The following is a 22,936-nucleotide window of genomic DNA, read 5'->3' as shown; positions in this document are numbered from 1 at the left end:
CTTTCTATTTCACTCCAAATATCAATATCACTTTCATTTAAAATCGATTTAATTTCGTCTTTCTCAAAAACTACTAAATAATTATAAGGTAAAGCTAGTACTTGAATAATTGCAGGTTTCATTTTTAATAATTCGTAGGCGTATATGGTCTCTAATTCTCCTGATACTTCTTCATTGATAGGACCTATATACCAACCCGAATCATCTTCATCACAACCACTAGATCTTTGTAAATAAAACTCTTCTTGTTGCAACACGTCTTTCGCTATCACAATCTTATCATTAAATTTTATTAATTCCCCCTCCATATTTAATCGGCGTAAGCAATGTGATTGCTCAAGTTGTACCCATAATGCAATCGTTAAGTCTTCCGTCTTATCTTTAAAAGGATTTTTAGTATAATCCCGGGTAATAATTTGATAATACTCTTCATACTTATATAAACTATAAACAGACCATCCAATTTGTATTGAAAATCCATCTATTAATTTATCTTCTACTTTAGATAATAAATTAAATAGTGTTTCTACATGAAAAATTAAAGGTTCTTCTACTTTAGCTTTTATATTTTTATTACCTATATTTTTGATTATTGTTTTCAAATAAATGTTCTCCACTTCTATTGAATTTGCTCACTCAATCTACATTCCTCAACTTGCCTTATATAGACTTTCGCTATAAACACCAATAATATTTCTAATATTAAAACTCTTCTCCCCACACTACTGTATTTCCTATTTCTAACTCGACATAATATTCTCGACCTTCAATTGGATTTTCTCCATTCCAACTACCTTTTCTATGTCGTGCCAACTACTACGTTAAAACTTACGAGTTTGTACGAGTTCGTTAGTTTAATATATATTCCATGTGTTTATATTCAGCACCCAGTAAAATGTCATCTCGCCAAAGCTCGTACCTCGTTTTCTTATTCTATCATTGCACATAGTACTCCATGATGGTACAACCATCATAGAGTACATACTTTCAAAAACTCTTTCACTTTCTTATCCCACTTAAAGGCTCTCTTTTTCACTCTTGATCATCATAAGCATCTCCAAGTGATTCAAATTCACTCTTTAGCCAATACCAATATTGTCCATTATTCTTAATAAGTTTTTCAAGTAAGTCAGTGAATGAAGTTGCGATAATTTGCGACTCCCCAACTATTCCATGTCGATCAAAGAAACTATCATAACATCTACCTAGTCTTTCTTCACTAAGATCTATTGTTAAATATTCATCCTTACCATCATTGCATATAATATACCAATTTGATGAAATATCTTCTTCACATAACTCTCCTACAATTACGGGATTAGCCAAAATAAACTCCTCTGGGGTAACAATATGAATAGGATATTCCTCATTTTCAAATAAAGTTAGACCACCACAAAGACTATAAAATTCTTTTAAATCACCTGGTAGCATATGCTTATTCTTATCAATTATCGGTAATTCTGTAGGCTCCTGAACTCGACAATTAGGTAATGATTTTACTTTTTTAATCAACTGATTAATATTTTCCATCTAAATTACTCCCTAAAATTATATTGATTAAAGGCCCTATAATACTCTTGTCTAGCTAAACGTGGTACATTCGCAGCATCAAACATTTTTTCCGTCAATTCTTGTATTTCTTTTGGTGAAACAGATTTCCAATCTACTTTACCTCCAACCTTTTTCCCTGTTTTTTCAAAGAGCCATTGTCTATAAACAGCTTTAGTAGCATTGTGTTGCTCTTTAGTTAAAGCTATAGTTGGAGTATTCGCCCCTCTACTAACATAATCAGGGACATTATGTTTAGCCCATACATCCATAACTCCATGATGATTTTCTAATGGTGAATTGCTTGGCCTATACGGTACTATATCGTATGGTTCTGAAGTCTTACCATCTTTAGACTCCGCAAACTTATAATAAGCTTCTATTAATTCGCCTTGAGGTATTTTGGTTACGATAGTTCCACCAATACTAGAGAATGCATAGGAAGCCTCTCTCTTAAATGATTGTAACATTTCAAGCGTAGGCTTCAATTCTTTTGCTAGTTTTACTGCGTTAGCAAATGTACTTACTCCACTTGATGCTTTTGCTCCTTTTGTGATATGGCCTATTGAAGATTTAATTAAACCATTCAATTAATTTATATATACAGATATAAATAGAAGGTGATAACAATATGTTTATGAATTTACTAACATTCAATTAGATATTATGGATATTTAGATAAAAAAATCCAGTGATAATTCATAATTCGTCTGCGTTTCAACATCTCGTACATATTTCCTAATTAGCTCTTACATCTAGCTCACTGGATCCATTACCAACATTACCCTTATACCTACTTTAATACAAACTAAAAAATCCACAGTGTTAAAATTTATCACTGTGGATTCCAACATTTATTTTTCTTGGCAATGCACCATATCATAAGGGTAATATGAACTATCTTTCAAGGTTGAATCATCTAATTTTAAAATTTTAGCGATTGCTCCACTTTCAAAACTCCAGTAACCACTATAAATGTCATGTTTATTTTCATGTGCATCGTACCATGCTTCTTCTAAATGTCCCTTATACCAATACTCCTTTATATATTTCTCTAAATTTTTTATAGATTTCTCTTGTGAATTTTTATTACTCTCAATTACTTCTTTTAATTTGAAATATGGATATTTTACATAAAACTCACTTTGCTCATAAAAATCTGATGGCTCACTATTTCTAAAAGCAATAAAATAATTAATCAGATAATCATTTAATCCTTCTTTCCTTACCATTGCTATTAGTCTATTAAATTCTTTATCTTCAACATTTAGCATTACTGCTATAGATATTATCCATAACATACGTATATATCCACTTTCTTTATTCCACACTTTTTCCATTATATTTATTACTTCAGGTAAAAAATCACGAATAGTTTGGATAGAACAACCCGCAGAGTACATTGCCCTTAATTTATTAAAATGATACCCTTGTAACGCTATATATCCATTCTTTACACCTTTATCATCTTTGCCTCTTTCCTCAATAACCTTTTCAACCAATAATAAAAACTTTTCTATTCTCTTTTCCTCATAATTGATAAATTTGTTAAAATATATATCATTTTTGATTTTATCCCTTAGCATAATTTCTTTTCCACCTTTTATACTTCAAGAATTTTCTTCACAATCGTTCCGTCAGGCATAACTTGAATAACAATTCTTTGAACATTTTCTGGATTCAGCAACATCTCTTCCACAATTTCATCTGCTTTTTCTTTTGACAAAGTACTATCTAACCTTTCACTTCCAAGAATCCAATCTTCACTCATTTGCTTACCATCATTTTTTTTCCTAATTTGGATGTGTTATACTTAGCCTCCGCTATCACATACTTAGGTGGCGGAGATGAATTTTCATATACAGCATCTATTCCCTTAACAACTTTTTGATCTAATGTTAATACACGATCATCACTAATTCTAGTATATGTTTGACTTTCAAAAAAGTCATCCATCTTCATTTCACCATAATTTCCTTTACGCTTCGTTGTTTTTAAAGCTACTTCGCCACTTTCTACTGATTCTATTACCGTACGTTGTTGTGCTCTAGCTGCTTCTAATGTTTGGGCTACTTTTCTAGATTCCTTAGCTATTTCACCAGTTTTACCCTTACTACCATCTTTAGACTCCGCAAACTTATAATAAGCTTCTATTAATTCACCTTGTGGTATTTTGGTTACAATAGTTCCACCAACACTAGAGAGTGCATAGGAAGCCTCTCACTTAAATGATTGTAACATTTCAAGCGTAGGCTTCAATTCTTTTGCTAGTTTTACTGCATTAGCAAATGTACTTATTCCACTTGATGTCTTTGCGATATGACCGATTTTATTTAGCGCCTTTAACTTATTTACTTCTCCTACATAATATATACACTCTGAAATACTCTACTTAATTTACAGAACCATTCGTAAACACAAAAATAGTGGCAGTTGGATTCTCCAAACTACCACTATTTTCAATCTCTTAATTCATTAAATTCCGTATAATTTAGTTTTTCAGCGTTACCATGATACACAACATTTTGATTTGCTCGTTATAGAACTTCCTCTACATCGACACTCTCAATCTTCACTTCATACATATTTGGGATGTTTGCTTCTTTTGGTACCCATGCATAATAATTTTGATCATTCTCTAACATAAATTGAATTAACTTTGTTTCTGATCCATTCCAGAAAATTTTAAGATTATCAATGTAGTCCTCTAAATCCTCTTTATAATCCAATTGTAATATATAATCTCTTACCGTCAGGGCAAACACAATTAAACTTCCTAATAGATTTTTTTGCTCATTTTCTTCTTCATACTCTTGTGGTAAGAACCACACTTGACCTATTCCTATCGTTTTTTTGTATTTTTCATAAAAACTACTATCATCCATATTCTCATAGTCATGAATCAATTCATTGACCAATGAATGCCATTTTGGCGGAATAATATTTTCCAATGCAGGATTATGTTCAATTCCTTCTACTATATCCTCGATTTCTTCTGTCTCATCTTCATAGTGATATTCACTTAGGTCTATATGTTTGAATTTCATTTCATTTTTATAATGTGCCAAATCATATGGATAATGATTATTATCTTTTAAACTTGTATCATCAAGTCCGAGTATCTTTACTATTGCAGCTGTCTCAAAGCTCCAATACCCTACATATCCAGGTTCTTTATGCGCATTTTTCCATTCATAATCATAATGGCCTTTAAACCATTCTTTCTCCATATACGTTTGCAATCTTTTAGACGCTTCTTTTTTATCTGTTTGTGCAAGTTCTATAATCTCTCTCGTTTTTGCATATGGATTTTCTTTATAATATCTGTTCGTCATTTTTGTGTATCCGATATTACTAGCGCATAAGAGGAAATCGATTACTGCGTCGTTCATATTTTCCTTCTCAACTAGCTTGGCTAAACTTACAAGATTCTTTTTCTCCGTCTCTAATAAAATCCCTAGAGATATCATCCAAATTAGATTTAAATATCCAACTTCATTTTCCCCTATATGCCTCAAATCAATAAGAGCGTTGTCAAAATCTCCTTCTATTGTATGGATAGCTTCTCCTAGGGAATATTTTGCGTTAATATCCTCTAACTCATAATTAAAATTTAATAGATACCTTCCTTCTATAAGACTTTTATTATCTTTAGCCTTTCTTTGAATACCATTCCTTTCATCTTCTTCAAAACTTTTAATCTCCTCTCTATTTTCCTCAATAAACTCTTTATTATATTCTATTCCTTCTCTACATTTTTCTTCTATACATAAAGGATCTCTCATACTATTCAATTCCTCCTAGTGCCTTAAATTATGGCCATTCTCCAATTATGTCTCCCTTTGCATCTATTCTAAATGTTTTCACATTTCCACTACTATCAACCTTTGATAACACTCTCTCAACTTCCTGATCTTGTAATGCTTTCGTAATCTTTGATGCTAATTTTGCATCTCCATCAACTGCCTTCAATATTCTACTTTTTCGCGTCTTCGCACCATTCAACCAATCATTTGACATTTGTCGTCCATCTTTAGTTTTCCCCAATTGTGAACTACCAAACTTAGCTTCATCTATAACATATTTGATCTTTGACTCTGCATTTGCATTTTCGTATAATCCATCAATTCCTTTTACTATTTTATCATTTATGCCTGATGGTGCACTTTTTCCGACTGGCTTTAAATCAAATCCAGCTTCTTTTAAACTTTGATTATTCAATAAATTGTCACTAGATTTTATTTCACCATAATTACCTTTTTGCTTATTTGTAGCTGTTTTTGCATCAAAATTATCTACAGTTGTATTTTTGTTACTGCTAGGTTTACCGTTAGCCGCACCTCCACCAGAAGAGCGGATTTTTTGAATAGTATCCTTAGTATTTTGAATCGATTTATTCCAAACAAATCCACCATGTACAAAAAGACTTGCCCCAGTAGCTGTTGCTGCTATATCTAATGGAATAACAATTGGTGATGCTAATCCGCCAGTTCCTACTTCTGCAACGATAGTTAAGAAATTAGATCCGCCTATGAGCGAAATAGCTTCAAACATTTCTACAATGAACCCGGCTATTTAATAATATTGTCCAGCTTTTTCTAATGTTTCTTTACATTGAAAAACATACTATATAACATCAATTGAAGCCTATGTGCCTGTGAAATGCGAGGTACGAAAGTGCATTCGCTTAAATAATAATTTTCAATTTAAATCAACAAAAGAGACCTCAAATGTGAAGTCTCTCTTGTTGATTATTTTCCATAAGTAACTCGCCTTTTATTTGTTTATTTTAAGACAGATAACATGGTTCATTCAAATATATATCCTAAAGAAAAATTTTTTCCTGCCGTCATAATCTAGTAGAATAGATTCAATTAATTCTTATTAATTGCGATAAACTCACTAGGAATCTCATCTGCTAACCAAGCTTTTTCATTTCCTAAATAAAATTTAACGCCTTCTTCTCTAGCTTTTTCAGTATTAACTTCTAAAATAATAGGATGCTTATCTTTTCTTTTCCCCACTAATTCAGCAGTTACAATATCTTCAGAAAGATGGACATATTGTCTATACATAGGTGATAGCCCATTTAATTCAATAGAATTTAAAAAGCGAGGAGATGTACCATGATAAAGAAATTTAGGTGGAACGCCTTCTTCCTTTACCATTTTCATGGGAATAGAATGTTCATACAACGCACGAATTTTATTTTCTTTTAGCTCATGCCTTTTTTCTCAGATTTCTCAATCATTATTTTTAAATCTTCTATCTTCACATCTCTCCATTCAATGGATTGGTGAAGTGCGTGTAAAAGTTGCTCAACAGACACCCAGCCATTCTCATCTAACTCCAATTCGTATTCCCACGGAGCATGACGTAAAGCATAAGATACTTATTCAATTAAATTTTTAAATGATTTTGATTATTGTTTTTTTCACTTCGATTGTAATCTATCATTTATTTCATAGCACATTCAACCCAATCCCAAAAGTCATCAAATTCTTTTCTTTGTTCAAAACCTTCACAAGTAAAATCATGAATAAATTGAACTTTACTTCCTTTGTCGATTTCAAAACATGCAGTATCATCATTATCAAATCTTTTAGCAAAAGGAATCAGCTTACGATTAGGATATCTTTTCTTCATACCAGAGTATATGTTAGTAGCCTGTTCTAATTCCATTAAAAACCATATATCAAAATTAACTAAATCTAATTTGACTAATAAGGTAACAGTTTAAATGCCACCTATTATTTACACATTTCTCTTTCCCATACTCTTTTTCCGTCAGTTAAAAACACTGCACTTGGCGGATCATCATAGAGAGAAATTTCAACCAATGAACTTTTTTCTTGTTTTAACCAATTATATACAGTACCTTCGTTTGTATTAGGTCGAGATAAAATATTATTTACTTTAAATACAGCTGCATCATATTCTGTATAATTTATATCATCCTCATCTAGTCCATTGTCTGTTTCAAAAACTGTATCTAGTTCTCCAATAATCCTCAATCCACTTTTCCATTCTAGTATCATGTCACTATGTTCATAATTTATTAATGTTCCAATTAAAGAATCGTACCCCATTTGCATCCTCTTTTCTTATGATTTTTATGGTCTTGATGGTACTATATGAGCGCCATCTTTTCCATAATGAATCAACCCTTTAGTAGTCACATGGTATTCACCAGTATTGCGGTCATAATATTTTCCTATTGGCTCACCAAAGTCTACTCTTTCTCTACCGTTTTTTAATAGTTCACCTTTTCCTGCAAACTTATCAAGCAATTCTTGTGCTATTTTATTATCGCCATAGAAAATGCTCTTATTTTTTCCATTTGCTAATTCTTGTTTATAGTTCGGTGTATCAGGAATATGCTTCTCTTGAGCTCCTGCTTTCACTTTTATTGGATAACCATTTACTTCACGGTATGGACCTTTAGGTACAGAATCTTTTCCATAAGAAGGTATTCGATTACTCGCACCCTTACCTCCACCAGAAGACTGGATTTTTTGAATAGTATCCTTAGTATTTTGAATCGATTTATTCCAAACAAATCCACCATGTACAAAAAGACTTGCCCCAGTAGCTGTTGCTGCTATATCTAATGGAATAACAATTGGTGACGCTAATCCGCCAGTTCCTACTTCTGCGACGATAGTTAAGAAATTAGATCCACCTATGAGCGAAATAGCTTCAAACATTTCTACACTAGACCCGACTATTGATATAACATTTCCAGCCAACCTTCCAGCTTGGTAAGTTGTCTTACTTTCTAATTTATCATTCTCATGTGGTTGTAGTCCAAAAAAGTTTTCTAGTGCTGCATCACCAGCACCTTGAAAAAATTCGATAACTCCATGCAAAAATGATTGCGCATAAATGGCTGTTTTTTCATGCCATGATCTATTGTCTTCCTGTTCTTGTAAGTTCATTTCTTGTTTTTGCAAAGTAATTTCTTTCATCTCGTTTTTTCGAGCTGTTTCTTCTATAATCCCCTGAATCGAACTCACCCAATCCATATTCAACCCTTGTGTACTAAACGTACCACTCACAGGGCTAAATCCTTTCCCGCTTTGCACTTCAGCGAGTCCGGCTGTGATGCTAGCTGCTAATTGGAGGGCGGTGCTGTAGTTGTTGCTGGATGAATGTTCGAATTCTTGTAAACGCTCTAGTTTTTCTTCCAGTTTTTTTCTCATTGCACCTAATACCGTTACAATCGCACTTACTCCAGGCATCGGTGTAAGTACTTCTATTGCTTCTATACTTGCAATCGATTGATTAATTTCCTGTATTTGTTGTCTTATTTCATGTTCGACAACATCTGTCGAAGCAACTTTCGCTTGGAACTCGTTTGGAAATACTTCGTTTTGGCGAATTAATTCTTCACATAAGCATATGATTCCTTGCGCTAATGGCCGAAATGTTTGGACAAGGTAGGCTTTTGCACTACTGTATGTTTGTCCTTGTAATACTGTGTCTATCGCAAAGGCATCAATAGATTGAATGGCTTGTTCCATACTTTGAATCGTTGCATTACATATAGCGTTCATACTTTGAGTTTGACTTTGTACTTCTCCCAAATACATGTTTAAACTCATGTATTGGCCTCCCTTTGTAGTTGCTGCTGTTCATAGGAAAGGTCGTTTTCTTTCTCACTGAGATGCCGTTTTTCTTTAAGCAACGTCTCTTTTTCATTTTCTAATTCGAATGTAAGTTTTCTTTCATACTGTCCGATTTCTTGCCGCATATTCGTAAAAAGGTGAAACACTTCTTTGTCGCCGTGCCAAGTTTCTAGTATTCGGTTAAATAAACGATTACTTCTATTTTTCCATTCATGAAAACTAACCTCAGCTCGTTCTTGATTTTGCAGCGCAATTCGGTTTTCATTTTGTTCTTCAAATATAATTCGTAATTTTTGATTACATTGACTGATTCTCGTTTCAATTTCTTGACTCATCTTTTCTCCCTACCTTTTCCCCTTTACGTAGGTTGTTACATTATTGAAAAGTCTTTTGAAGTCCTGTATCCATTTTCTCAAATTCATTTGCTACGGAATGGATATTATCAATTGTTTGTTGAAAAGCAGTACAAAATTGTTTCGTGATCTGTAAATTTTGTTGATTTGCCTCTTGTGCTTGGAAGTTCACAGATAGTGTCGTACGCGTTGCCTTATTTATAGAGCGACTAGTAGCACTTTGCATTCTATCTGAAGCATTTCTCATTTTCGTTGCAAGTTGCGTTGCCGTATGCAAATTACTTTGAAATTCTCCCATTACTTACTCCCCTCTACCTTTTACTTACAAGAAAATTATACCACGGAAAAATATCCCAATAAACCGAATGTTCGAATTTAACATACAATTCAGCACTGTTACTGAGGATGCGAGCAACGCTTATCTATCAACATAACTGAGTCCAAAATGGATTCTACTTATACAAAAAAGATGACTTCAGCCATATGCTAAAGTCATCTTTTTCTACCTTATTATTTTACTAATTCTCCATTATAAGCTTTTATATTAAGCGGAGCAGTTAAAAATTGTGCTGCTTTACTAACGAAAGATGTGAAGTGTTCACTCGTATTATGGCTCGCAACTGCTGCTTCATCTTTCCATACTTCTACCATCGTATAAACACTTTCTTTTTCTGTATCTTTATATAAGTCATAAGATACATTTCCACTTTCTTCTCTTGAACCATGAATGAGTGGCTGAATTTCTTCTAAAAATGCTTGTTGTTTTGCTGGGTCTACTTGAAATATTGCGTGAATAATAATCATGGTGTTTCCCCTTTCATATTCCATATATTTCTATGACCTAATTAGATTACTTCCACTCAGCAACTTTGTCAATTGGAAGACGTACTGATTGGTAACCACTGTCAGCAGCTTTCCCGATTGAAATTAGCATTACTGGTACGTAGCGTTCTTTATCTAGTCCAAACGCTTCTGCGATTTGGTCTTTTTCAAATCCACCAATTGGACAAGTGTCATAACCGTGCGCACGAGCTGCTAGCATAAATTGCATCGCTACAAGACCACCGTCAATTAATACTGTATCTTTCATTACTTCTGGTGTAACCATAGAGAAGTAAGCTGAAAGTTTTTTCATTTGATCTTCTTTTACTTCTGCTGGCATAAGTCCACGCTCTACTGCTGTACCATAAATTTCTTCTGCGTTATCAAAGTTGTTTAAGTCACCAAATAAAGCGATCATTGCTGAAGATGTTTCTACTTGAGATTGATTGAATTTTGCAAGTGGCGCAAGTGTTGCTTTCGCTTCGTCACTTGCAATCACTACGAATCTCCATGGTTGCATGTTTACTGAAGATGGTGCAAGTGTTGCTTCTGTAAGAATTTCTGTCATTTCTTCTTTGCTAATTTTCACTGAAGGGTCGTACTTACGAATTGAACGACGTCCTGTTAAAATTTCGTTAAAATCATTTGTTTTTACTGAGTTAGTCATAGTTGTATTCTCCCTTTTTTATAATTCTTTTATATTTTCTTGAATGTGATTTAACATATTTAAAAGATTATCGCGTTCTTCCTCACTTAATCCTTTAAATGCAGATGCTGCAAAACGTTCTTTTTCCTCTTGAAATGCTTGAATTTTATTTCGTCCCTCTTCAGTAAGAGAAACTAACGTAATTCTGTTATCATCTGGATTTTTACGTCTTACAATCATTTCATTGGCCTCAAGCTGCTTTAAATGCCTTGTTATCGCAGCATTATCAATATTCACTTCTTGTTGAAGTGCTTTTTGACTAATTTCACCTACTTCATATAACTGAAGTATAAGCTCTAATCGAGACTGGCTCATACCCGTACACCCTTCAAATTTCGAACTTACTTCTTTATTTAGAAAGTGTAATTTATATAAAATAATCGCTTCTTTTGAGCATGAACTTGTCAAATTAACCCTCCTTTACAATCAAAATAAAAACATTTGATGTATCAATAGTTGATATGTCAATTAATATAATCTATATCGATTTAGAATGCAAGCATTTTGTTTTCATTTTATTTTTTCCAAATTAAGGCGCTTTGTAGCGTTACAAATAATGTTAATTGCACTATAATAATACTAATTTAAAGAACTGGAGAGTGATTGATAATGCGGCAATATACAAATAGAAATGAGGAATTGAAAATGGAAAATGAAATGAGGATATTCACAAATGACAACAATAAATATAGGGATTGTCGCGCACGTAGACGCTGGCAAGACGAGTTTGACTGAGCGTATTCTTTATGAAACGAATGTGATTAAAGAAATTGGCCGAGTAGATAGTGGTAATACACAAACTGACTCAATGGAATTAGAAAGACAACGCGGAATTACGATTAAAGCATCTGTCGTTTCTTTCTTTATTGATGCTGTAAAAGTAAATGTCATTGATACACCTGGACACGCTGATTTTATCGCTGAAGTGGAGCGATCATTCCGCGTTCTAGACGGTGCGATTTTAGTTATCTCTGCCGTTGAAGGTGTGCAAGCACAAACAAAAATTTTAATGCGAACATTACAGAAACTAAACATACCGACTATTTTATTCGTTAATAAAATTGATCGTAGTGGCGCAAACACTGAAAAAGTTATGAAACAAATAAAAGAGGTTCTTTCAAATGAAGCATTCCCCTTCTACTCTGTTCTAAACGAAGGAACGAAAGAAGCCCGGATCATTGAATACAAATCATATGACGATTGTATGGAACTGTTAGCACCATTTAATGAATCGTTACTTGAATCATATGTAAATAACGAAATAATACCGGACGCACTATTAAGAGAAAAACTAGAACAGCAAATACAGCAAGCGAATGTGTATCCAATCTTTTTCGGTTCAGCAATGACTGGTATGGGCGTAACAGAACTTCTTGAAAAACTTCCGGCTCTCATTCCAGCTCTTACATCGGCACAAGAGGAACCATTATCCGGTGTTGTTTTTAAAATTGAACGTGAACCTTCTGGAGAAAAGGTTGCTTATATAAGAGTTTTTTCAGGTAGCTTACATGTTAGAAAATATGTTAATATACAGCGCAGTAAGTCTCTATTCCATAAAGAAAAGATAAAAAAAATGTGCCTATTTCATAATGGAGATACCGTTCAAACTTCTACCGTTCCTAGCGGTGAGTTTTGTAAAGTGTGGGGGCTGAATGATATTAAAATTGGTGATATTATCGGTGAACGTACGGATTATATAAAAGATATTCACTTTGCCGAACCACAAATGGAAGCTGCCATTGATGCGGTACCTAAAGAGCAAATTCATAATTTATACGCTGTTCTTATGGAACTATGTGAAGAAGATCCGCTCATTAAAGTTTGGAAAGACGATGTTCATAATGAACTATATATTCGCCTTTTCGGTGAGGTACAAAAAGAAGTAATTGAAACAACACTTTATGAGAAATATAATTTGCAGGTTAATTTTTCAAATACGCGAGTTGTATGTATCGAGAAACCAATTGGCGTAGGCAATTCTGTTGAAGTAATGGGTGAAAAAGAGAATCCATTTTACGCAACAATCGGATTCAAAGTTGAACGTGGTGAACTTAATTGCGGTATAACATATAAATTAGGTGTTGAGCTTGGCTCACTACCTTTAGCATTTCATAAAGCGATTGAAGATACGGTATTTCAAACGTTAAAACAAGGATTATATGGGTGGGAAGTTACAGATATTATCGTCACGTTAACACATACTGGTTATGCTAGTCCTGTTACAACAGCGAGTGACTTTAGAAACTTAACACCGCTCGTTTTAATGGATGCTTTAAAACAAGCTGCAACATATGTATATGAACCAGTTAATGCGTTTGAATTAACTGTACCGGAGCAAGCAATTAGTACCGCAATGTATAAGCTCGCTGCCGTTCCAGCAACTTTTGCAGAGCCTATATTCAATAACAATTCTTATCAGTTAACAGGATTATTACCTGTTGCGAAAACAGAGAGTTTCAAACGAATACTACATTCATTTACAGAAGGAGAAGGCATATTTACAACGAAGCCAGCTGGTTTCACAAAACTTATGGCTCCCTTCCCTACTCGAAAACGTGTTGATTATAATCCGCTGAATCGTAAGGATTATTTACTTCATGTTTTGAAGGCTTATTAAAGTAAAAGAGGTGCAATTCGCACCTCTTTTGCATGTATTAATAGGTTAGTTTGTCCTAACAACTTCTTTAAGTTTTCCTATTATTTTCGCTATAGCCTCAATTGAATTTTCCGTTTCATATCCCCCAACATTTACAGAATGATTTGCATTTTTGACAACTTCAATCTGTAAATTCGTTTTATATAACTGATCAATTTGATCTGCATTGTATTGGTGATCTTTATCCCCAATAACTAAAAACCCTTCGTGTCGACTATGTAAGATAAAATCAAAAATTGTATCAAACGTCAGTAAAGGTGTAAGTAGTATCATTTTTGACTGCGCGAATTCTTCTCTCTTCATTAAATCATTTGCAATCGGAATTGTTCCGAGTGACTTCCCTAAAAACATAGTCTCGTTGTATTGCTCATCTTTTAATACTTCATTTATTACAGGATTAATATCATCCATCATTACTTTCGTTACTTCTTCCATTGGTTTATTCATTAATTGTCCATCATAAGAATAATGAATATGTACAACATCTATTTTATGTTCAAGCATTAACATCGTTGCGTAATAAAATAACGGCTTATCATAATTGTATCCTGAACCTGAAAACATAAAACAAACCGTACTAGAACCTTTTTCGATATGTGTGTAACGAATTACTTTGTCATTTATATGTACCTCTTTTTTAGTCCCCTTCACCGTTTTCTCCTCCGAATACGTTTACTTTTGTAATACGATATGTTCTGTGTGAACTGATACATCCTTTACTTTCTCTTTTATAAATGCAGGCTGTAAGTTATATGTATGCAGTTCTTCTACTGGCACCCATCTAAACAAATACGTTCTACCCTCTTCTTCCAAAATATATTGATCCGCTCCACTCGCAGGTAACTCATGTAGCTCTACTTCATAATAAAAACTAATTTCATGAAACTTTCGCTCAGAAAGTGTAAAGAAATTTTCTACTGACCATATTAATCTCTTCCCTTTAATAGGAACACCTAGTTCTTCTGCAAGTTCTCGTTGTAACGCATCCTCACTATTTTCTAGCATTTTCACTCTTCCGCCTGGTACATACCAATAATGTTCCCCTTTGTTTTGAAGAATAAGTATTTTATTATCCAGTTTACAAATTGCTCCGACGCGGTAATTAAAACATGTTTCCTCTACTTTAAACGTAAGATCCAATCTTAACGCCCCCCTTATACAAATATTTAATTATTACAAAACAATTATGTAATTGCTGTACAAATAAGGTTACTAAATTTATTCACTTCATTCAATCATTTCCTAATTTTCTGAACCATTACTTTTCATCGTTACAAGTGTATATACATATGTTACAATCATATTGCACACTAGAAAACATTATGGGGGTACGGATGGAAACGTTATTAACCCAGCAAACTGAGAAATCAAATAAGTTTTGGAAAATCATTGTGAAAGAAAAAGACTATGTTGTGTTTTACGGAAAAATTGGCACAGCTGGCAGTGTGAAAGCGAAAGAGTTTGAAACAGAAGAAGAATGTATGAAAGAAGCTAATAAACTAGTTGCTTCCAAACGTAAAAAAGGATATACAGACCCGTTGCCTGGGGAAGATTACATAAAAGAAAAAACGATAACCCAAGAAGAATTTTGGGAGCTACTTCATCGTGCAAAAACGAAAGGTGAGGACCAAGAAGAACAAATAGAATGGCTTACTTCTCACCTTGCTAAACGTACAGTACATGAAATTGTAGCTTTTGATACGCATATGCATCGCCTTTTGAAAGACTCCTATACCTCCCGTTTATGGGCAGCAGCCTATATTATTATGGGTGGCTGTTCAGATGATACTTTCGATTACTTCCGCGGATGGTTATTATATCAAGGAAAAGAGACATACGAAGCTTGTATTGAAGATCCAGAACGATTAATTCCTGTATTAGAAAATTTGAGTGAGTATGACGTCCCAGAAATAGAAGAACTTTCTTTATATTTCGGTTTCACTGTATATGCAGAAAAAACTGGTGACGAAGATGATACTTACTTTACACTTTACCATGTCTTATCTAATGAAGAATTCGACGATGTAGATTTTGAATTTGACTGGAATGAAGATGATGAAGAAGGTTTAAAAAAGATGTTTCCTAAGCTATGGGAGATGTACGGAGAAGAACCGATTGAGTGGTAGATTAATTATTCGTGAAAAAGTGCCTTGTTTCTTTAGTAACAAGGCACTTTTTTTGATACTATATTTAAATTATCATCTTTCCACTCTCCCACCACTCCATAAAAGTCTTTAAAGAAGGAGCAACCCACGTTCTACTATCATTCTCATGGTTCCATACATATATATCATCTCTTTGTACTTTTCCATTCAAAATGGAATAGCCAAACAAATCACCATTTCCCCCATCAGCAAAAAATAATAAACAGTCAAAAGGCATGTATAAATCCTTAAAATCAACTATATTTCTCATACTCATATTTTCAGTTTTAATTTTTGAAGCAGACCATATAAAGTCACCGTATTCACCTTCTATACCGTTTGTTTCCTGTAATAATTGATATAAATCATTCGGTAACTCCACATGTAAACATTTTTGTATATCAGTAAGTTCCTCCTTCGTAGCTGGGTTTTTCAAGCTTAAATTTGATGAGATACTGTGAATGGTGTCTTTCCACATCACCTTTTCCTCCTTATGTGCAATCAAGCATATTCAAAGAACTCCGCTAAATTTATTGATACCATCTTTCTAACAATTCCTTCTCCCTCTCGCCTGAAATACCTGCTTTTAATTCCCATTCTTCCGTACTCTCCATCCACTCATACACATCTGTAACTGTCTCGTCTATTCTTCTAAAAGTAAGCCCTTCATTAACCGCACTTTCGATACAAATAGAAAACCCGCCTCTCCACGGCTTCGTCTCACCATCTAATGGGAAAGTTTCTGGAATCCACAAAGGCATTTCTGTCCAAGGCTGCACATTGTGTTCACTCATAAACGATTCGTCTACCCAAACAAATTCAGCATCGCTATTCGTAACTTTTTTACACGTATTTAATAGCTCTTCCATCGTCAATTCATCATTCGGACCTGTTATATTGAATGTACCTGCTTTATTATTTTCTGCCATGTTGAGTCCAAATCTCGCGACATCTTTTATATCAACTATCTGCACTGGACGATTTTTTCTTCCTGGAACTAACACGTTACCTCCTTTTGCTACACGCTGAATCCAGTATGGAAGTCGATCTGTATAATCGAACATTCCTGAAAGAAGTCCTGCTCTTACGTGTAAAACACGCCCCGGCCAATACTTCTCTGCTTCTTTTTCGCATAATACTTTCAGCGCACCATAATGCTCATAAGGAGATATTTCACCATTCTCTACAGTCTTTATTTGCTCTTCCGTCGGTTCAGGTTGTAATATATAGTCTTCTTTTATATCATGCGGAATCCAATCTTTATATACGGAAAGGCTTGAGATGAATATATAGTGTTCAATATTATCTTTAAGCACTTCTCCAACATTCCTAATATGATGTGGAGAAAATCCACATGTGTCTATGACAACATCCCACGTTCGATTTTTTAAACTTGATACATCGTTATTTCTGTCACCGGTTAACTGCTCCACATTAGAAAAAATTTCTTTGTTTGTTCCTCGGTTAAATAACGTAATTTCATGCCCTCTCTGTAAAGCCTCATCTACAAATGCTCTTCCTAAAAAATCGTGTACCGCCTAGAATTAGAATTTTCATGGTTCTCCCCCATTCGTGATTAATAACCCTTCCTAATGTTTAACGATTTTTTATTGAGGAAAGTTACGGGGAGCGTTTAAATTTTTCTACAAGTTCACCATTACTCTTTTAAAAGTATATACTCTTTGATTAATCTCCATCTATCCTTTGTTTCTGGCACAACTTCAGAAGCCATCACCACCACCAATTCCTTCTCTGGAATACAACAAATCATATTCCCACCATCACCCATAGCACAGTATGAAAAGATTCCATCTTCTTCTCGAAACCACCATAAGTAACCATATTGATTTTGGTTCATTTCTGTTGATTCTTTTATCCATGATTTTGATAGTATTTGTTTTCCATTATGAATACCTTCATTCAAATACAGCTGTCCAAACTTAGCTATATCCCTAACCGTTAACGTTAGTCCCCAGCCGCCCGTCGAAATACCGTTTGGATCGTGAACCCATCCTTTCACATCTTTTCCGAATAAGTCATCGAATCCAAATGCTTTCATATTGTAGTTTAGAATTTCGCTCATGCCGAGTGGTTGAAATAAGTACTCATTCGCAAATTCACGTGCACTTTTCCCTGTTGCATTCGTAATCATTGCTGATAGTACATGCGCTCCTGCAGATGAATATTTAAAAGCTCCAATCTCTCCACCGTTCCCCATTCTATGAAGTGTATACTGTACCCAGTCTGGTTGTGTACATAATTCTTCTAACGGTTCCTGCCAGTCTACAAAAGGGTATGGAGCTGTCATTGTAAGTAGGTGTCGCACTGTTACTTCAGATGACTTTACTTTATATTCAGGGAAAAACTCTATTACTTTTTGATCAACACTTTTTATATAGCCCTTATCTATACATATTCCAATTAGCGCAGAGATTATCGTTTTTGTAACTGACGCTACATGAAATGTATCATTTTGTCCGTAATCGTTATAATATTTTTCAAAAATAACATTACCTTTCCGCACTACTAACATACCATTCATATTTTCATATTCTTCTTTTATAATCTGATCTAACTTTTCAGCAGTTTTCATTATTCTTTCCCCTTTAACCTATGATTAAAAAGGTTCGATAGGTACATATATATCAACTATATGTTTATGCTTTGGATGCTGCTTTGGATTATTTCTATATACTTCAAAAGGATACGAGTCTCTCGGTTTATATCCGCTATTTGGCAGCCATTCACCGTATAAGAAATCCCATGCTCCTTTATATTCATCTTGGAATATTTCAAAATGTCCTACTGCATATTTTCCAGAAGGTATTACCATTATTCCAACGTCGTTCGTTTCTACTGTGGATTCATCTGAAATTGTTACACATAGACTTGTTCTTAAATGATAGTCCTCAGTAAATTCATGATGATCGTGGTAAATGGTTAATACTTTGGTATCCTCAAATACATGATAGTTTTTCTTCGCCGCGTAACGAAATAATTTTTCTATCATTTCTGGAAAAGCTATAGCTAACTCTTCATATGTACCTGTATGTCTTATGTATGCGACGTTTATATCGTCCGCTGTTACAATTTCAACATTTCCTCGAACCTTCTTACATTCATTGTATTGAGGAATTCCCCTTACGTCTTTGCAATTCTTGCTATTATCGTTTCGATATTGAGACGGACTTACACCGTAATGACTTTTAAATGTTCGGGAAAAAACTGCTGAATCTGTGAATCCGAAGTGATACGCAATATCTGTAATCGTCATGTCTGCGCGATATGTAAGTAGATGTGTTGCCCTTTCTAGTTTCAAGCGATTCACATACCGAGATAATGGCTCATCAACTATTCCTTTAAAAATCCGATGAAAATGATACTTCGAAAATCCTGCTATATCAGCTAGCTCTTCAATGGATAATGAACTGTCTATGTTTGATTCTATATAATCTTGAACCTTATGTATGCGTCTTACATACTCATTTCTACTCTGTTTATTCTCCATACTCTTTATCTCCTCACAACAAAAAGAACCATCCTAGAATACTTTTAGGACGGCTTTCTATTCGTAATAGATTCTTCCATATTCTATTGTTAAATCGATATAATTTCACTATATTTTTTAAATTGATGGTAATGTGGCAGTATCCCGATTTAATTGAAAGAAACAACTATTTTTTTATAGCCCTACGCAAATTAATAATATTATTGGGATTTAGCTCCCATTGTCTCATAAGTTCTTTTTGTCTTGTTTTTAAGTCTTCAAATGGTTCTTCCACTATGTCGATTTTATTAAATTTCCCTTCGAAAACTAAAGCATTTTTTATCTTTTTATATCCACCAAAACCTAAGTCATCATTTAGCAACCAGACTACTCTCTGTATTTTTGCGAATAAAATACCCCCTGTACATATTGGACACGGTTCCAACGTGCTATAAATAGTAAACTTCTCATTTTTTATTTTTGCATCAAACATTGCTTCCCCTGCATTGCGAATAGCGTCTATCTCTGCGTGAGCTGTTATGTCTTTTTGTGGATGCACTCTATTTCTTCCTCTTGCAATGACATTATTATTTCCATCAACAATAACTGCTCCTACTGGATATGTGTTTTCTTTTAATGCCTTTTCTGCTTCTTCCAATGCCATCTCCAAAAAATATCTATCTCTTTCAAAATGCATATAAATCCCCTTCTTTTGATGAAATTATTTTACAGAAATTGCTTTTGACATCCCACTCACTTCTATCAAATTAACAAAATAAAAAAAGATATCATTATGTCTGCAACAACAGGGCAAGAATGGTGTTTTGATATAAACTTAATTTAATAGAATTTGTGATACAATCCAATCGCCATTAAGCTAAGAAAAACAAATACCCTAAAACGAGAAATTTTAAGGGATCATAAAATTTTCAAATTTTTAATTCTTGTTTTGACGTTTCTTTTGTATGCTCCCTATAACCCCAAATACAATTGCTACTGCTAAACATACGATTGAGAAAGTTTGTAATACGTTTGTCGAAAAATAGCCTACCCCTAACACTACTGCTAAAACGATTCCTGCTACTAACATTCTCCGTTGCTGCATATCCATGCAATCATTCCCCTTTTATCTACACATTTTTCAAAAATAAAACTCTACTCCCGCCATTCCCATCATAATTTGTATGTACCGATACACCCTCTACCTCATCATCCCCAGCCTCAATTCGAAAACCGATTTCTTGATGAAACTGTATCGACTTTTTATTAGTTGGTGACGTAATTGCTTTTACAACTTTACGATTATTTGCACGAGCGACATCAAAGAAATAAGAATACAATGTCGATGCGATTCCTCTTCTTCTATACTTCGGATTTACACCGATAAAATGAACGTATGCTTCATCTTTATATGTTTGTGAAAAAAATCCGCATAAGAAACCTAACGTTTCGCCCTCTTCTTCAATGATAAAACTCGTTTCTTGAAAGTGAACAAAAAACAGTTTTGGCAACATGGCAACCATGTCTCTCCCGCCCCACCATTCATTTAAAACTGAATGAATCTTTACATAATCTTCCCCTTGGATATTTCTTACTCGCATATGTTTCTCCCTCTCACTCACTTCATTTTTTCATAAATTTTAATGACTGTTTCTACTAATAGGATGAATACCCATATCCCGCAAAATACAAGAACAGACTGGAATATGGATCCAATTATCATAACACCAACTGTACCTGTTATTGAAAAAGATATTCCACCAAGCCCTGGATCTTGTATAAATGCTCCAGCAGAAAAAGCAGTTATAATTGATACTATTAAATAAATAACACTCGTTATTTTTAATATCTTTATAGAAAGATACGAGGTTTTTTCTTGTTCCACTTGTGATAATTCGATTTCCCCGCTCTCAATTCCTTTTTGCAAACAGTCTTCACATAGAAATTCTTCCTTAATTTTTTTACCACCGTGCATCGTACCTGTTATTTCTTTACATCTTGAACATTTTCGATTTATCATGTTGTTATCACTCCAATCTGTTAAGATTATACTTATACAATTCTACGTTTACCTTAATATTCCTTTTATGTATTTTATAGAGAAAGGTCGTGTTTTATGATTTCAAAACTCACATTTGGCTCTAAAAAAATTAACGTTCATTATACATTAAGGCCTAGTTGTTATGCGATTATTTTTCAATCATCTTCTTCAAAGATTGCTGTTATCCAAAAAGGAGACCGTTACTTTTTACCTGGTGGCGGTATGGAAGGTAATGAAACAAAAGAAGAATGTTTGCACCGTGAACTACTAGAGGAATTAGGATGGGCAATTAAAATTGATCAGTATATCGGTAATGCGGCTCGATATTTTTATGCAGAAAAGGAAGATATATATTATTTAAACGATGGATTTTTTTATATTGCGAATATGGTGCAGAAACAAACTGAAAACTGTGAGGAGGATCATGTTCTAAGGTGGATGTCTCCATTGTATGCTATAGAGCTTCTCATACACGATCATCAAAAATGGGCCGTTGAACAAGCGCTTTTATTACAAAAACAAAAAGGATCTCCTTCTATATGAAAGAGATCCTTTTTACTGTTAACTTACTTTTTTCAAATTGAGAGCTGGCTTTTTGATTCCACCTTTTTTTACAACATATAAACCGATGAAGATAATAAGCCCGCCAACTAGTTGCATCAAATTAATTTGCTCTCCAATGGTTACTGCCGCAAAGATCACTGCAAACAATGGCACAAGATACATATAAACCATTACTTTCGTTGAGCCTATTTTACTAATACCGACATACCACATTGCAAGTCCGAATATGGTCGCAATGACGATTGAATATGCTAGTGATCCCCAGCTTGGCATATCTACTGGCCACGTTAGTGTGTTTACATTGAGTAAACAGTATATAACGAGAGGTACAATTCCAATTAAAGTAGACCATGATGTAACTCTCATTGCGGAGTATTTTGTAATGAGTGGTTGCGCTAAAATTGGATACCATCCCCACGCAATTGCTGCGACTAATCCAATTATATTTCCGAGCCACGCATACTCGTAAGTAGCTCCTCCTGTATGTCCTGTTAATAAAACGAATGCTGCACCAATAAAGGCTACGATTGAACCAATTTGTACTTTCATCGAAAAACGTTCTTGTTTGTGCAATACTGCTAATATCCCTGTAAAAATAGGTGACATTGCAATTAATAATGAAGCGTTCGTTGCTGAAGTATATTTCACAGATAGCATAAACATCGTTTGATACATTGTCGTTCCAACGATGCCGACTGCTACTAATCGTAACCAATCTTTTCTTTCAATACGTAATGAGCGTTCCATCATAAAAGTAATAAGTAATAATACCGGTGATGCTACTAAAAATCGTAAACTATTAAATTGAATGGATGACATATATGCCACGCCATACTTTCCTATTGTATAATTTGCTCCCCATACTAATGCAACAGATACTAGGAGCCATTCCATTTGCCATCGTTTCATCCGAATCTCCCCTTCCATATTTAGCATAGTAAAATTGGCTGGATATAACACCGTCCAATTGGCTGTTTTTTTACCCAG

At 34.1% G+C, this 22,936-nt stretch carries 26 protein-coding genes and 5 pseudogenes; 3 read left to right on the top strand and 28 right to left on the bottom strand.

All coding sequences use genetic code 11. The features are described 5' to 3' along the window. The 17 genes and pseudogenes from ACQGSG_RS11415 to ACQGSG_RS11335 form a co-directional block, all read right to left on the bottom strand. The coding region (locus ACQGSG_RS11415) for an immunity protein Imm33 domain-containing protein (protein WP_426947335.1) at positions 1-602 on the bottom strand (602 nt) is incomplete at its 3' end. 430 nt (positions 603-1,032) lie between these two features. Beyond that, entirely contained in the window at positions 1,033-1,530 is a 498-nt protein-coding gene (locus ACQGSG_RS11410) for an SMI1/KNR4 family protein (RefSeq protein ID WP_000427919.1), read from the bottom strand. Positions 1,531-1,535: 5 nt separating this feature from the next. After that, positions 1,536-1,880 (bottom strand): annotated as a pseudogene (locus ACQGSG_RS11405) (sugar-binding protein); the annotation flags it as partial. A gap of 522 nt (positions 1,881-2,402) precedes the next feature. After that, positions 2,403-3,134: a PoNe immunity protein domain-containing protein gene (locus tag ACQGSG_RS11400; protein ID WP_098605851.1), complete on the bottom strand. Its 732-nt coding sequence runs from the start codon at positions 3,132-3,134 to the stop codon at positions 2,403-2,405. A gap of 17 nt (positions 3,135-3,151) precedes the next feature. After that, positions 3,152-3,319 carry a hypothetical protein gene (locus tag ACQGSG_RS11395; RefSeq protein ID WP_228497333.1) on the bottom strand — a complete coding sequence of 56 codons (168 nt, stop codon included), beginning with the start codon at positions 3,317-3,319 and terminating at the stop codon, positions 3,152-3,154. Further along, positions 3,304-3,891 (bottom strand): annotated as a pseudogene (locus ACQGSG_RS11390) (cytoplasmic protein); the annotation flags it as partial. The gene ACQGSG_RS11395 and the pseudogene ACQGSG_RS11390, both read right to left, overlap by 16 nt. A gap of 194 nt (positions 3,892-4,085) precedes the next feature. Beyond that, a complete protein-coding gene (locus ACQGSG_RS11385) occupies positions 4,086-5,333 on the bottom strand; it encodes a PoNi-like cognate immunity protein (protein WP_325843139.1) in 1,248 nt (415 codons plus the stop codon). Positions 5,334-5,361: 28 nt separating this feature from the next. Further along, positions 5,362-6,102: a hypothetical protein gene (locus tag ACQGSG_RS11380; RefSeq protein WP_098605849.1), complete on the bottom strand. Its 741-nt coding sequence runs from the start codon at positions 6,100-6,102 to the stop codon at positions 5,362-5,364. A gap of 320 nt (positions 6,103-6,422) precedes the next feature. Further along, positions 6,423-6,901, bottom strand: a pseudogene (locus ACQGSG_RS11375) (RNA 2'-phosphotransferase). 104 nt (positions 6,902-7,005) lie between these two features. After that, positions 7,006-7,272 (bottom strand): annotated as a pseudogene (locus tag ACQGSG_RS11370) (hypothetical protein); the annotation flags it as partial. Positions 7,273-7,298: 26 nt separating this feature from the next. Beyond that, a complete protein-coding gene (locus tag ACQGSG_RS11365) occupies positions 7,299-7,637 on the bottom strand; it encodes a hypothetical protein (RefSeq protein WP_000540187.1) in 339 nt (112 codons plus the stop codon). A 24-nt stretch (positions 7,638-7,661) separates the two neighbouring features. Further along, a complete protein-coding gene (locus ACQGSG_RS11360) occupies positions 7,662-9,152 on the bottom strand; it encodes a polymorphic toxin type 50 domain-containing protein (RefSeq protein ID WP_098605848.1) in 1,491 nt (496 codons plus the stop codon). Continuing rightward, a complete protein-coding gene (locus tag ACQGSG_RS11355; RefSeq protein WP_000076595.1) occupies positions 9,149-9,511 on the bottom strand; it encodes a DUF3958 family protein in 363 nt (120 codons plus the stop codon). The genes ACQGSG_RS11360 and ACQGSG_RS11355 overlap by 4 nt, the downstream gene beginning before the upstream one ends. A gap of 40 nt (positions 9,512-9,551) precedes the next feature. Next, complete coding sequence (locus tag ACQGSG_RS11350; protein ID WP_000503641.1) at positions 9,552-9,827, bottom strand: TIGR04197 family type VII secretion effector; 276 nt, start codon at positions 9,825-9,827, stop codon at positions 9,552-9,554. 212 nt (positions 9,828-10,039) lie between these two features. Next, positions 10,040-10,333: a putative quinol monooxygenase gene (locus ACQGSG_RS11345; RefSeq protein WP_000583805.1), complete on the bottom strand. Its 294-nt coding sequence runs from the start codon at positions 10,331-10,333 to the stop codon at positions 10,040-10,042. Between the two features lie 46 nt (positions 10,334-10,379). After that, the gene (locus ACQGSG_RS11340; RefSeq protein WP_000185382.1) at positions 10,380-11,018 is read right to left on the bottom strand and encodes a nitroreductase family protein; all 639 of its coding nucleotides are present in this window, start codon (positions 11,016-11,018) and stop codon (positions 10,380-10,382) included. Positions 11,019-11,036: 18 nt separating this feature from the next. After that, complete coding sequence (locus ACQGSG_RS11335) at positions 11,037-11,465, bottom strand: MarR family winged helix-turn-helix transcriptional regulator (protein ID WP_000204172.1); 429 nt, start codon at positions 11,463-11,465, stop codon at positions 11,037-11,039. Positions 11,466-11,730: 265 nt separating this feature from the next. Here ACQGSG_RS11335 and ACQGSG_RS11330 point away from each other — a divergent pair, with 265 nt between their 5' ends. After that, entirely contained in the window at positions 11,731-13,674 is a 1,944-nt protein-coding gene (locus tag ACQGSG_RS11330) for an elongation factor G (protein ID WP_098300198.1), read from the top strand. Positions 13,675-13,719: 45 nt separating this feature from the next. On the opposite strand, the gene ACQGSG_RS11325 is transcribed toward ACQGSG_RS11330, so the two are convergent. Continuing rightward, positions 13,720-14,364, bottom strand: coding sequence for a hypothetical protein (locus ACQGSG_RS11325; protein ID WP_000679152.1), 645 nt, complete (start codon positions 14,362-14,364; stop codon positions 13,720-13,722). A gap of 21 nt (positions 14,365-14,385) precedes the next feature. Continuing rightward, positions 14,386-14,853: an NUDIX hydrolase gene (locus tag ACQGSG_RS11320; RefSeq protein WP_000366240.1), complete on the bottom strand. Its 468-nt coding sequence runs from the start codon at positions 14,851-14,853 to the stop codon at positions 14,386-14,388. A 194-nt stretch (positions 14,854-15,047) separates the two neighbouring features. Between ACQGSG_RS11320 and ACQGSG_RS11315 the strand changes: the two genes are divergently transcribed. Next, a complete protein-coding gene (locus ACQGSG_RS11315) occupies positions 15,048-15,839 on the top strand; it encodes a DUF4240 domain-containing protein (protein WP_325843141.1) in 792 nt (263 codons plus the stop codon). 64 nt (positions 15,840-15,903) lie between these two features. Here ACQGSG_RS11315 and ACQGSG_RS11310 read toward each other — a convergent pair whose 3' ends face one another. The 8 genes and pseudogenes from ACQGSG_RS11310 to ACQGSG_RS11275 all read right to left on the bottom strand — a co-directional run bounded on the left by ACQGSG_RS11310 (position 15,904) and on the right by ACQGSG_RS11275 (position 21,364). After that, positions 15,904-16,335, bottom strand: a complete 432-nt coding sequence (locus ACQGSG_RS11310; RefSeq protein WP_325843142.1) for an SMI1/KNR4 family protein — start codon at positions 16,333-16,335, stop codon at positions 15,904-15,906. 52 nt (positions 16,336-16,387) lie between these two features. After that, positions 16,388-17,414, bottom strand: a pseudogene (locus ACQGSG_RS11305) (SDR family oxidoreductase). A 100-nt stretch (positions 17,415-17,514) separates the two neighbouring features. Then, on the bottom strand, positions 17,515-18,450 hold the full coding sequence (locus ACQGSG_RS11300) for a serine hydrolase domain-containing protein (RefSeq protein WP_098605846.1): 936 nt from the start codon (positions 18,448-18,450) through the stop codon (positions 17,515-17,517). A 24-nt stretch (positions 18,451-18,474) separates the two neighbouring features. After that, positions 18,475-19,365 (bottom strand): AraC family transcriptional regulator, encoded by an 891-nt coding sequence (locus ACQGSG_RS11295; RefSeq protein WP_000428667.1) that lies wholly within the window; start codon positions 19,363-19,365, stop codon positions 18,475-18,477. A 166-nt stretch (positions 19,366-19,531) separates the two neighbouring features. Beyond that, positions 19,532-20,041: a nucleoside deaminase gene (locus tag ACQGSG_RS11290; RefSeq protein ID WP_098605873.1), complete on the bottom strand. Its 510-nt coding sequence runs from the start codon at positions 20,039-20,041 to the stop codon at positions 19,532-19,534. Between the two features lie 240 nt (positions 20,042-20,281). Next, on the bottom strand, positions 20,282-20,455 hold the full coding sequence (locus ACQGSG_RS11285) for a hypothetical protein (protein WP_000367555.1): 174 nt from the start codon (positions 20,453-20,455) through the stop codon (positions 20,282-20,284). A gap of 19 nt (positions 20,456-20,474) precedes the next feature. Next, on the bottom strand, positions 20,475-20,945 hold the full coding sequence (locus tag ACQGSG_RS11280; protein WP_001266069.1) for a GNAT family N-acetyltransferase: 471 nt from the start codon (positions 20,943-20,945) through the stop codon (positions 20,475-20,477). Positions 20,946-20,962: 17 nt separating this feature from the next. Further along, positions 20,963-21,364 carry a DUF3980 domain-containing protein gene (locus ACQGSG_RS11275; RefSeq protein ID WP_000610500.1) on the bottom strand — a complete coding sequence of 134 codons (402 nt, stop codon included), beginning with the start codon at positions 21,362-21,364 and terminating at the stop codon, positions 20,963-20,965. Positions 21,365-21,460: 96 nt separating this feature from the next. Between ACQGSG_RS11275 and ACQGSG_RS11270 the strand changes: the two genes are divergently transcribed. After that, entirely contained in the window at positions 21,461-21,928 is a 468-nt protein-coding gene (locus ACQGSG_RS11270) for an NUDIX hydrolase (RefSeq protein ID WP_000624001.1), read from the top strand. 18 nt (positions 21,929-21,946) lie between these two features. Here ACQGSG_RS11270 and ACQGSG_RS11265 read toward each other — a convergent pair whose 3' ends face one another. Continuing rightward, positions 21,947-22,858: a DMT family transporter gene (locus ACQGSG_RS11265; RefSeq protein WP_426947329.1), complete on the bottom strand. Its 912-nt coding sequence runs from the start codon at positions 22,856-22,858 to the stop codon at positions 21,947-21,949. Positions 22,859-22,936 lie beyond the last annotated feature (78 nt).

Source organism: Bacillus sp. GMa5/1, from assembly GCF_050172015.1.
In the GTDB taxonomy this organism is placed as follows: domain Bacteria; phylum Bacillota; class Bacilli; order Bacillales; family Bacillaceae_G; genus Bacillus_A; species Bacillus_A cereus.
The sequence above is the reverse complement of the archived record's forward strand: the minus strand, read 5'-3'. Positions and strand labels throughout refer to the sequence as shown.

What these genes read in the sequence shown, in the direction of transcription:
- ACQGSG_RS11410 (WP_000427919.1), bottom strand. Translation starts at nt 1,530, where the DNA reads ATGGAAAATATTAATCAGTTGATTAAAAAAGTAAAATCATTACCTAAT.
- ACQGSG_RS11400 (WP_098605851.1), bottom strand. Translation starts at nt 3,134, where the DNA reads ATGCTAAGGGATAAAATCAAAAATGATATATATTTTAACAAATTTATC.
- ACQGSG_RS11395 (WP_228497333.1), bottom strand. Translation starts at nt 3,319, where the DNA reads ATGAGTGAAGATTGGATTCTTGGAAGTGAAAGGTTAGATAGTACTTTG.
- ACQGSG_RS11385 (WP_325843139.1), bottom strand. Translation starts at nt 5,333, where the DNA reads ATGAGAGATCCTTTATGTATAGAAGAAAAATGTAGAGAAGGAATAGAA.
- ACQGSG_RS11380 (WP_098605849.1), bottom strand. Translation starts at nt 6,102, where the DNA reads ATGTTTGAAGCTATTTCGCTCATAGGCGGATCTAATTTCTTAACTATC.
- ACQGSG_RS11365 (WP_000540187.1), bottom strand. Translation starts at nt 7,637, where the DNA reads ATGGGGTACGATTCTTTAATTGGAACATTAATAAATTATGAACATAGT.
- ACQGSG_RS11360 (WP_098605848.1), bottom strand. Translation starts at nt 9,152, where the DNA reads ATGAGTTTAAACATGTATTTGGGAGAAGTACAAAGTCAAACTCAAAGT.
- ACQGSG_RS11355 (WP_000076595.1), bottom strand. Translation starts at nt 9,511, where the DNA reads ATGAGTCAAGAAATTGAAACGAGAATCAGTCAATGTAATCAAAAATTA.
- ACQGSG_RS11350 (WP_000503641.1), bottom strand. Translation starts at nt 9,827, where the DNA reads ATGGGAGAATTTCAAAGTAATTTGCATACGGCAACGCAACTTGCAACG.
- ACQGSG_RS11345 (WP_000583805.1), bottom strand. Translation starts at nt 10,333, where the DNA reads ATGATTATTATTCACGCAATATTTCAAGTAGACCCAGCAAAACAACAA.
- ACQGSG_RS11340 (WP_000185382.1), bottom strand. Translation starts at nt 11,018, where the DNA reads ATGACTAACTCAGTAAAAACAAATGATTTTAACGAAATTTTAACAGGA.
- ACQGSG_RS11330 (WP_098300198.1), top strand. Translation starts at nt 11,731, where the DNA reads ATGACAACAATAAATATAGGGATTGTCGCGCACGTAGACGCTGGCAAG.
- ACQGSG_RS11315 (WP_325843141.1), top strand. Translation starts at nt 15,048, where the DNA reads ATGGAAACGTTATTAACCCAGCAAACTGAGAAATCAAATAAGTTTTGG.
- ACQGSG_RS11310 (WP_325843142.1), bottom strand. Translation starts at nt 16,335, where the DNA reads ATGTGGAAAGACACCATTCACAGTATCTCATCAAATTTAAGCTTGAAA.
- ACQGSG_RS11300 (WP_098605846.1), bottom strand. Translation starts at nt 18,450, where the DNA reads ATGAAAACTGCTGAAAAGTTAGATCAGATTATAAAAGAAGAATATGAA.
- ACQGSG_RS11295 (WP_000428667.1), bottom strand. Translation starts at nt 19,365, where the DNA reads ATGGAGAATAAACAGAGTAGAAATGAGTATGTAAGACGCATACATAAG.
- ACQGSG_RS11290 (WP_098605873.1), bottom strand. Translation starts at nt 20,041, where the DNA reads ATGCATTTTGAAAGAGATAGATATTTTTTGGAGATGGCATTGGAAGAA.
- ACQGSG_RS11285 (WP_000367555.1), bottom strand. Translation starts at nt 20,455, where the DNA reads ATGGATATGCAGCAACGGAGAATGTTAGTAGCAGGAATCGTTTTAGCA.
- ACQGSG_RS11280 (WP_001266069.1), bottom strand. Translation starts at nt 20,945, where the DNA reads ATGCGAGTAAGAAATATCCAAGGGGAAGATTATGTAAAGATTCATTCA.
- ACQGSG_RS11275 (WP_000610500.1), bottom strand. Translation starts at nt 21,364, where the DNA reads ATGATAAATCGAAAATGTTCAAGATGTAAAGAAATAACAGGTACGATG.
- ACQGSG_RS11270 (WP_000624001.1), top strand. Translation starts at nt 21,461, where the DNA reads ATGATTTCAAAACTCACATTTGGCTCTAAAAAAATTAACGTTCATTAT.
- ACQGSG_RS11265 (WP_426947329.1), bottom strand. Translation starts at nt 22,858, where the DNA reads ATGAAACGATGGCAAATGGAATGGCTCCTAGTATCTGTTGCATTAGTA.